Annotated in this window: 5 protein-coding genes; 3 read left to right on the forward strand and 2 right to left on the reverse strand. The window is 71.0% G+C overall.

Translation table 11 applies throughout. The annotated features are described in order from the left end of the window. The first annotated feature begins 251 nt into the window (after positions 1-251). Both AB0917_RS31980 and AB0917_RS31985 read left to right on the forward strand, forming a co-directional pair. Positions 252-1,217, forward strand: a complete 966-nt coding sequence (locus AB0917_RS31980) for a hypothetical protein (protein WP_366823212.1) — start codon at positions 252-254, stop codon at positions 1,215-1,217. After that, the gene (locus tag AB0917_RS31985; protein ID WP_366823213.1) at positions 1,214-3,892 is read left to right on the forward strand and encodes a Helicase associated domain protein; all 2,679 of its coding nucleotides are present in this window, start codon (positions 1,214-1,216) and stop codon (positions 3,890-3,892) included. Before AB0917_RS31980 ends, AB0917_RS31985 begins: the two co-directional genes overlap by 4 nt. A gap of 121 nt (positions 3,893-4,013) precedes the next feature. On the opposite strand, the gene AB0917_RS31990 is transcribed toward AB0917_RS31985, so the two are convergent. Continuing rightward, positions 4,014-4,241, reverse strand: a complete 228-nt coding sequence (locus AB0917_RS31990) for a hypothetical protein (protein ID WP_366823214.1) — start codon at positions 4,239-4,241, stop codon at positions 4,014-4,016. A gap of 2,015 nt (positions 4,242-6,256) precedes the next feature. After that, positions 6,257-6,520, reverse strand: a complete 264-nt coding sequence (locus AB0917_RS31995; RefSeq protein WP_366823215.1) for a hypothetical protein — start codon at positions 6,518-6,520, stop codon at positions 6,257-6,259. 243 nt (positions 6,521-6,763) lie between these two features. Here AB0917_RS31995 and AB0917_RS32000 point away from each other — a divergent pair, with 243 nt between their 5' ends. Continuing rightward, positions 6,764-8,188, forward strand: a complete 1,425-nt coding sequence (locus AB0917_RS32000) for an NPCBM/NEW2 domain-containing protein (protein WP_366823216.1) — start codon at positions 6,764-6,766, stop codon at positions 8,186-8,188. The last annotated feature ends 957 nt before the right edge of the window (positions 8,189-9,145 follow it).

Raw genomic sequence — 9,145 nt, forward strand, 5'->3', positions numbered from 1 at the left:
CGAGGCGATGTACAGCACGGTACCGATCGTGGCCAGCCAGAAGTGCAGGTTGATCAGCCCGATGCTGTACATCTTCTCGCGGCCGAACACCTTGGCCGAAACGAAGGAATGGCAGTGGATCTCTTCCCTATCTGCGCTACGTTCGTACTGTGAAGCAGGAACTCATTCGGTCGGGTTTCCCGGGGGCTTCCTACTCGGTGGTCTGCACTGACGAGCACCGCGGCTCCTGCGTCGCTACGTGGCGCTGGCCCGTGGGCACGCCCTCCGTGAACGCGCAGGCGTGGCCCGAGGGGATCACCCTGACGTGGTCCTCCGCCAGGCGCTGGACATACAGCGTGCTGGACGACTACGGGCTGGAGAACACCCTCGTACTGCCCGTCCCGTCTCTGGCCGCGCCTTCCGCCCTCAGCAGGGTGCTGCCTGCGCTGATGGACGGCAGGCACGGGCTGCTCCCGGCTTCCGAGGAGCGGTGGGAGCACGCCGGGCTGCTGGAGTCGTGGGCCGAAACAGCGGCTGCGTACGGAGGTGACAAGTGCGACGCCGCCTACCAGGCAGCGGAAGAGGAGGCGGAGACCTTCCTGCGGTGGCAGGAAGAGCTGGACGGCGAAGAGCCCGGGACGGCGGCCGGAGCGGGTGCCGGCCTTTCCGAGGACGGCGCGGAGCCCTCCGCACTGACCCGGTACCGGGTCCTGGCCATGCGTACCGACGAGGCGCACCCCGGGGCGGCCACGCTGACCAACTACACCGAGGCGCGGTCGGTGGAGGACGCTCTGGCGAAGGTGCGCCGGGCCAACGAGCTGCCCGGCGGCCTGTACGGGGAGCAGGTCCGGGCCGTATGCGAGACGCACTACGCGGCCGTGACCGGCACCAACTCCGCCCAATGGGACACCGAACTGTCCCGCGAACTGGTGGGCCTGGCGCTGCAAACCGTACATCTGGCGGACCGGGAAGCGTACCCGCAGTCCCTGGATCAGCACCTCCGCGCGAACCGGGCGCGGCTGGAGGAGCTGTGGCGCACCTACGGGCCCGAGGGCCTCTACCCGCGCGGCTTCCACCACCTGGTCGAGCTCCCCGAGTCGTTCGTGCTCTGCGAGCGGATCGACCACGCCCCGCTCTGGCTGGAAGGCGTATGGGAGCAGGAAGGCCACGAAGAAATTTCGCTCAGTCGACTCAAGAAAATCTGGCTGTACGGAACGAACGACAAGGACGGACGATGAGCAGGATTCCGCTCAAGAAACACCAGGTAGACCAGAAAGTGGCCTTCCGTAAGTGGGTCGGATTCCCTGCAAGATCATCTGTGCCCCCGCAGGGGGCCCGGGGCACGATCGTGTCAGCGACCGGCTCCGGTAAAACGATCATGGCCGCTGCGAGCGCTCTGGAGTGCTTCCCGGACGGCCGGGTCCTCGTCACTGTGCCGACCCTGGACCTGCTCGCGCAGACCGCCCAGGCCTGGCGGGCGGTCGGTCACCGGGCCCCGATGGTCGCCGTGTGCTCGCTGGAGAACGATGCGGTGCTGAACTCGCTGGGCGTGCGGACGACCACGAACCCGATCCAGCTGGCTCTTTGGGCCGGGTCCGGGCCCGTGGTCGTGTTCGCCACATACGCCTCTCTCGTGGACCGTGAGGACGTTGACGCACCCGAGGGCCAACGGAAGGTGCGTGGGCCGCTGGAGGCCGCTCTGGCGGGCGGAGAGCGCCTGTACGGGCAGCGGATGGTCCGGTTCGACCTCGCCATCGTGGACGAAGCGCACTCAACCACGGGCGAGCTCGGGCGTCCGTGGGCCGCGATCCACGACAACCAGCGCATCCCGGCGGACTTCCGGCTCTACCTGACCGCGACCCCGCGCATCCTCGCCGCCGCCCGCCCCCAGAAGGGCACCGGCGGCCAGGAGGCAGAGATCGCGAGCATGGCAGATGACCCGGACGGCCTGTTCGGCGCCTGGCTCCCCGGCGCGGAGCTAGGGCTCTCGGAGGCGATCGAGCGGGAGATTCTTGCCGGGTTCGAGATCGACGTCCTGGAGATCCGCGACCCGGCCCCAGTGGTCGGGGAGTCGGAGGAGGCGCGGCGCGGCCGGCGCCTGGCCCTGTTGCAGACCGCGCTTTTGGAGCACGCGGCGGCGTACAACCTGCGTACGGTCATGACGTTCCACCAGAAGGTCGAGGAAGCCCGCGCGTTCGCGGACAAGCTCCCCCAGACCGCAGCCGAGCTGTACATGAACGACGCCTCCGACGCCGACCTTGCGGCCGCCGACAAGCTGCCGAAGTCGTCGATCGACGCGACCTTCTACGAGCTGGAGGCCGGCCGCCACGTACCCCCGGACCGGGTGTGGGTGGCGTGGCTGTGCGGCGACCACCTCGTCCGTGAGCGACGCGAGGCCCTGCGCCAGTTCGCAGGCGGCATCGACGCGGACGGGCGCCGGGTCCACCGCGCCTTCCTCGCGTCCGTTCGCGTGCTGGGGGAAGGCGTGGACATCACCGGCGAACGGGGAGTCGACTCGATCTGCTTCGCCGACACCCGCGGCTCCCAGGTCGAGATCGTGCAGAACATCGGCCGGGCGCTCAGGCTCAACAAGGACGGCTCGACCAAGGTCGCCCGGATCATCGTGCCGGTGTTCCTGGAGCCCGGCGAGGACCCCACCGACATGGTCGCCAGCGCCTCGTTCCGCCCCCTTGTAGCCGTCCTCCAAGGCCTGCGCTCGCATGACGAACGCCTGGTCGAACAGCTCGCTTCCCGCGCGCTCACGAGCGGGAAGCGCAAGATCCACGTCCGGCGTGACGAGAACGGGCAGATCGTCGGTGCCGGCGGGGAGGGGGGCGGCGAGGACCAGGAGGACGACGACACCCAGTCCGCCGCCGAAGCCGCCCTGCTCCACTTCTCCAGCCCGCGTGATGCCGCGGCCATCGCGGCATTCCTGCGCACCCGGGTCTACCGGCCGGAGTCCCTGGTCTGGCTGGAGGGCTACCAGGCACTCATCCGCTGGCGGAAGGAGAACAAGATCACCGGCGTCCACGCCGTCCCCTACGACGTCGAGACCGAGGTGGGGGTCACAAAGTCGTTCCCGCTGGGCCGATGGGTCCATCAACAGCGGAAAGCGCTGCGGGCCGGGGAACTCGATCCGCACCGCAAGGAGCTCCTGGACGCACCCGAGGCCGGGATGGTCTGGGAACCCGGCGAGGAAGCCTGGGAGAACAAGCTCACCGCGCTCCGTTCCTACCGGCGGGCCACCGGACACCTCGCACCCCGGCAGGACGCTATGTGGGGCGAGAGCGAAGCCGAGGGCCTGGTGCCGATCGGGCAGCACATGGCCAACCTCCGCCGCAAGGGCGGCCTGGGCAAGGGCCCGGACCGGGCCGAGAAGCGGGCGGCGCAGCTGACGGCGATCGATGAGGACTGGAACTGCCCCTGGCCGCTGAACTGGCAGCGGCACTACCGGATCCTCGCCGACCTCGTGGACGCCGACGGGACCCTCCCCTACATCGCCCCCGGCATCACATACGACGGCGACGACATCGGCACCTGGAGATGGGCGCAGCAGAACGCGGGCGTCCAGGCGCAACTGATGCCCGAACAGCGCGAGCGACTGGCCGCACTGGGCATTCCCGTCATCGAGCCCACTTCTCCCGCCCCGGCAGCCGCCCGTACGGCGAAGAGCCCGAGCAAGGCCCAAGCTGCGTTCCAGCGCGGCCTGGCAGCCCTCACTCAGTGGGTGGAGCGGGAAGGCGCGGACCGGCCGGTACCGCGCGGGCACAGCGAGATCATCGCGGTCTACGGCCAGGGCGAGCCGGTGGTCGTGAAACTGGGCGTATGGATCTCCAACGCCAAAGCCCGACGCGACAAACTCACCCAGGAGCAGCTCGACGCGGTCCGGGGACTCGGTGTGGACTGGGCCTGACTCGGTCTGGCACTGAGTCGCAGCGCGACAGCCCGGCCGCAATGATCTGGGCTGTCGAGCTTGTACCCGCTCCGGCTTTGGAGGTGACGGCAGCTCGTACGGCTTCCTTGTGGGGGCGGAGCTATGGAGCCAGCAACTGGTCGAAGAACCCGCTGAGCATGAGCTTGGCAGCCTGTGGGTCCACGGACTCGGCTCCGCCGAACCGGTACACCTCGTACCCCTGAAGACGAATCCGGCGATGTTCTCGGACCATGTCGGCGTATAGGTCGGGTGCGGCCTTCCCATCACGCGAGTAGTGCTCCTTCCCGTCCAGCTCGAGAACGTATCGGCGGCCGCCGGGGGCGAGCATGCCGTAGCAGGCTGCGGTGGATGGTGAGGGTGCCGCGGGCGAGGTCCAGGTCGCGGGTCAGGATCGTGCGGAGTTCGTGGCGGGGCACGGCGTGGACGGCGGCCAGGACGGTGGTCCGACGCCCGAGCGGGGGTTTCGTCCGCTGTGGCGCGTTGGCCAGGAGGTCACTGGGCGCCGGCGTCGGGGCGCCCTTCGGGTTCCCGACGGAGAGGTGCCGGGCGGGGTCGCGGAAAACTACCTGTGCCTGCTTCACCACTGTGAACAGGCTGCGCAGGGCGACTGCGAGCTTCCTGCGGGCGCGCCCGCAATGGGGCGTTCACGATGGTCTCGACGTGGTGTCTGGTGAGCTCCCGAAGCGAGGGCACACCGGCCTCGGCCCATTTGGTGGGCACGGGTTCGAGGGAGGCCAGGTAGGGGCGGATGTCCTCGTAGGAGCGAAGTTCGCCCTCGTGACGGCCTTTGACTGCAAAGCGCTTCCGCCCACTGCTCGACTTCGTCGCCGGGTGGTTCCGGAAGTGCGGCGAGGGTGGATTCGATCCACGTCAGGCCCCGTCGCGGTGAATCGCGGTGAAGGTCAGGGTGCTGGATGAGGAGGCCCCGGTCGTGCAGGAACGGGCGGACGGTCTTGGCCTTGAGGTCCGGGCCGGTCCGGGCCAGGTCATGGATGTCCCGCTCGGAGATGGCCGTCTGGGCGCCGCACCAGTGGGCGAGGACGGTCAGGGTGCGGATGCTGGTGTTGCGGCTGGGTGACCGCCGCTCGTGCAGGATCTGTTTGAAGTCCTCTACCAGCCGCGCGGTCGTTCCCGTCAGTACCGGCTCGGCGGTGTTCCGGCCCCGAGGAGGTGGCGGTAGCCGCGTCCGGTCGTGCTGGACGACAAACAGCTGTTCCTGCCCTGCCACGGTATGAGTCGGAGCGGGCGGCAGGTCGGGGCCGGGAATCTCGTCTGCCGGGATCGGCGGGGGCCCGCAGGTGCCGGTCGGCACGCCGATCAGCAGTTGTGTAGCAGGACGTGGCGGGGCACGCCTCCTCGAGGAGCCGGTACGGGCGGCAGCCGCGGCAGTGGCCCTTGCGCGGGGGAGGCCGTCGCGGTGGCAGCGTGCGCAGGTGCCACGGGCCAGTTTCTCGCGCCAGTGCTGACAGGGGGTGCAGCGGGAGCCGTACGGCAGGAGGACATCCACGCCTGACAGTCCGGGCACGACCGCGGGGACCGGCACCGGGACATCCCTGCGGTTCGTCGGGCCGGTGGCGGGCGTGGGTCTGCCGGTACCGGAACAGCCGCAGAGGTTCCGGCGCGGGGCGGGCAGCCCGGCACGTTGCGGGACAAGAGGGGTGGTGTTGCGGCCTTGGGGTGGTCCCTCAGCCATACCTCGGGCAGCAGCGGGGTGTCTTCGGCCGCGAGCACGGCAAGCGCGAGACGGAGCAGCGCGGCTGTGCGGTAGTGGATTGCGCGGCGCGGTTTCCGTTCGGCGGCGATCTTGTCCAGTACCGTCTTGGCCTTGTCCCAACCGGGTGCCGGCCGCTCGGAGAGGGCCCGGATCGTGTCGTTGGTCAGGGTTGTGGGGATCGTGAACAGCGAGATTTGTCCTCTTGCACTGCGGTTTTTCGGTACGGCAGGCCGCTGTTCGGTGCCCGTGCGCTGCTGCTTGAGCCTGAGGCTCGGCACCTCACTGGTCCGCGGGCCGGCGGCGGCTCGGCTCAGTGGGCGGGCCGAGTCCGCACGGTCGTGACGGGCCCCAACCGTCAGCTGAAGATCATGCGGCCTGGCTCCCTCTGTGCCCAGAGCCCATGCGGTGTCGTCCAGGAGCCGGATCGCGTGCCGGCACGAGCGGCACGGCCCGTCCGCGTTCACATGCCTCTCGTGCCCGGCGCCGGGCACGCACCCTGCCCTGCCCGTGCCCCGGCCGGCCGGGTGGCGCCCCCTCAGCACCGGCCCCACCGCAGGCGAGTGAGCCAATGTCCTCGATGATCGCAAGCCCCCTCACACGGCTTGCCCGCCGCCTGGTCCCCTGGCCCGTCACCGCGGACGTCGCACCCCGAGAACAGTCCACAGGAGCGTACCTACGGTGCAGAGCGCACCCATGATCGTGGCCGCAGCCTCCAAGGGCTCCCGCAGGCCGGGGCGGTCGACCAGGACGTAGAGGAGGCCCGCAGTGGCGAGCAGGCCCATCGCGGCCGCGAGCGTCAGCACGGACCGCCGCGAGGCGCATACGGGCGCAGCCGCCGGGGGCGGAGAGGGGGCGGGGGTCGGCGTGGGCGAGGTGGGGTCGGTGGTCGTCATGGGGAACACGCCCTTTCGGTAGGTGCGGGAACCAGCCTGCGGAGCGGGTTTCGGCCAGGACGGTCGGCGGAGCATCATGTCTTGGCCAACGCCCCTTTCCGGGCTGGCTGTTGGCTCTACAGTGGCGGGGCTTTCCGCTGGTGGGCGACTGCGCCGGCGGGGCAGATTCCGGGGTGGGAACGTGGTGGCCGAGGGCACCGCGGTGGTGGGGGCGGGCGCCGGCGGCTGACGGTGCTGCCTCCGGTGGAACTGGGGGCACAGGTGGCGCACGGGCAGGGCAGCGACGGTGGGGACGGTGTTGTCGCGCGGCAGGAGGAGCGGGAGCGTAAGGACCGGCTGAAGGCGGAGTTCGGCGGGCGGTTGCGGGTGCTGCTGGATCTGACGGGGCTCAGCTCGCGTGAGTTCGCCCAGCGCTACCCGGCCTACAAGGACTCCACGGTCCGCAAGTACACCCTGGGTGCGAACCTGCCGCCGTGGGACTTCCTGCACGACCTGCTCACCGAGGTGACCCGCCGTACGGATGATCCTGCGGGGCCGCACCGCAGGACGGAGCTGTTCACCGCCTACCGCCAGGTTCTCATCGACACCGGCGCGGATGTGCGGGGCAGCGACCAGAACAGTCTGCTGCTGCGTCTTTTGGACGGGGAGGAAGCACTCGCCCGGCTCGGTGCCGAGCTCGCACAGGTCCGTGCCCGGGAGAACCAGCTCCGCAGCGACCTCGAGGAACAGATCCGCCAGGCAGGTGCGGGTGCCGAGGACAGGAAGCGGCAGTTCGAGGAGGAGGGCCGGGTCCTGGCCGGGCGCCGCAGTGCCCTCGTCCAGCGCCGGACCACTCTGATCAGCGAACTCGACACCTGCCGCACCCAGCTCGCCGCGCTCGAGGAAACCGACACCGAGAGCGGCCTGGTCCCGGTGTCCTCCAGGAGTGGTGCGGGGCAGGACCGGACGACGCTGCCGCCCGTGCCTCCCCGGCTTTCCCCGGGGGCGGACGGGCAGAGGGGAACGAAGAGGTCGGGCCGCCGGCGTGCTGCTGCACTGATCGGGGGTGCGGTCGCGGTCGTGCTGCTCGCCGGCGGCGGCGCGGCCGTGGGCATCTGGGCGACCGGCCCGCACGACGACACCGGCAAAGCCACCACCCCGACACCAGCTCCCACCACGCCCGCTCCCCTCCCCACCACCGCGGAGCCGGCCACCCCCACACCCAGCACAGCCCCACCCGGCACGAGGGAACCAAGCGCCACCGGCACCCCCGCTCCCCCACCGGCGCCCCCCGCCGCAGGAGCCCGGTCGCTCGTCACCGACCTGGCGGCGTTCGAGGACGACGGCTACCTCTCCGGCCCGCAGACCGTGAACCTACGCGAGTACCCCGACGCCCTGCACGTTCCCGACTCCCTGTCCTGCGAGACCGTCGCAACCTGGCAGCTGGACCGCGCCTACACCACCCTCGTGACACACGTCGGCATCGCCGACGACAGCCCTACCTCCTCCAGCGCGGACTTCACCGTCACCGTCGACGACGAGGCCGGCTTCCAACGCACCATGAGAGTGGGCCAGTCGGCCGAGAAGGCCACCGTCGACATCACCGACGCGTTCCGTATCACCCTCACCATCAACAACTGCGGCGCCGGGGGCCACGGCGCATGGCTCAACCCCACCATCACCAGATAGCAACCACCCAACCGCCAGGGCTACCTGCTGGCCTGTGTGTGTGGGGGGGCGGCCGGGGGCGGCGGCCCCACCTCCTCCCCAGGGCTGCTCCCGCTCCCGCCTCACCCCTTCGAACGGGGCTCAGCGCCCGAAGGACAGGAGCACGCGGCCAGGCTCTTCGCCCGGCGCATCCGGACGACGGTGAGCGTGCCGTGGCGACCCGGCCCAGCCAGCACCTCCACCACCAGACCGACGTCCCCGCCGCCCCGTTCCCTCTCCTCCGGGCCGGGCGCGGCGGCCAGGGCAGCACCGACCGGGGCGGCGAGCGCGGGGTCCGGGCGGGCAGAGAGACACGCCGTGCTCTCCCCCGGGCAGCAGGAAGCCCAGGGTGCGGTTCGGCGGCGGGGCCCGTGCAGCCCACCCGGGCCTCCGTCGTGTCCGCGTGCCTGATTTTCAGCCCGCACCACTCGGAGAGCCGCCGGTAGGCAAATCTGGGCGCCCGCTGGGCCGGATTCCAGGACGGGATCACGGCCGCCGCCTGGGTCGGCGGACCGACGCAGGCGTGCTGCCTTCGCACCGGGACTCGTGCCGGCCCAGCCGTTCCCGGCGAAGACGACGCCGTAGGAGGTCTCGCCTGATCCGCCGGCCGCATGCGGTGCCTGCGACCAGGAGCAGCAGCAACGCCGGCAGAGTGGCCATGACCGCTCGGGCCGTGCAGGCCATGGGCAGACCAGCCCAGGACAAGCCGTGGGCGATCACCGCCGAACACGCCGACCGGCGGACCGGCGTGCTCAGCGCCAGCACCTACCGGCCCGTCGGATCAAGCGGTGGGGGGGGGGGGGGGGGGGGGCGGGGGGGGGGGGGGGGGGGGGCCCACCCCCCCCCCCCCCCCCCCCCCGCGGCCCCCCCCCCCCCCCCCGGGCCCCCCCCCCCCCCAGAAGAAGGTTCGGCCCGCGGGCCACCCACACCCCCCCCCGG

Source organism: Streptomyces sp. NPDC007346, from assembly GCF_040703535.1.
GTDB lineage: Bacteria > Actinomycetota > Actinomycetes > Streptomycetales > Streptomycetaceae > Streptomyces.